This is a genomic window from Neisseria sp. P0022.S010, from assembly GCF_051956635.1.
The window spans coordinates 1-432 of record NZ_JBQCXF010000944.1 but is presented as its reverse complement, the minus strand read 5'-3'; the positions used below and the strand labels follow the sequence as shown (position 1 = coordinate 432).

Annotated in this window: 1 protein-coding gene; it reads left to right on the top strand. The window is 53.2% G+C overall.

All coding sequences use genetic code 11. The features are described 5' to 3' along the window. A partial coding sequence (locus tag ACTHUT_RS22240) for an aminotransferase class I/II-fold pyridoxal phosphate-dependent enzyme (protein WP_440419981.1) occupies positions 1-432 on the top strand: 432 nt, incomplete at both ends.

The following is a 432-nucleotide window of genomic DNA, read 5'->3' as shown; positions in this document are numbered from 1 at the left end:
CGAATTAGCGCGCAAACACGGCCTGATTATTTTTGCCGACGGAATTTGCGATAAGATCCTCTGCGACGACGCAGTACACCACCATATCGCCGCGCTTGCCCCCGACTTCCTGACCGTTACATTCAACGGTCTCTCGAAAGCCTACCGTGTTGCCGGATTCCGTCAAGGCTGGATGATACTTAACGGCCCGAAACATCATGCAAAAGGCTATATCGAAGGCTTGGACATGTTCTCGTCTATGCGCCTTTGTGCCACCACACCCATGCAACACGCCATTCAGACGGCCTTGGGCGGATACCAAAGCATCAACGAATTCCTCCTCCCCGGCGGCCGTCTGCTCGAGCAACGCAACAAAGCATGGGAACTGGTCAACCAGATTCCGGGCATATCCTACGTCAAACCCATGGGCGCATTGTATATGTTCCCTAAAAT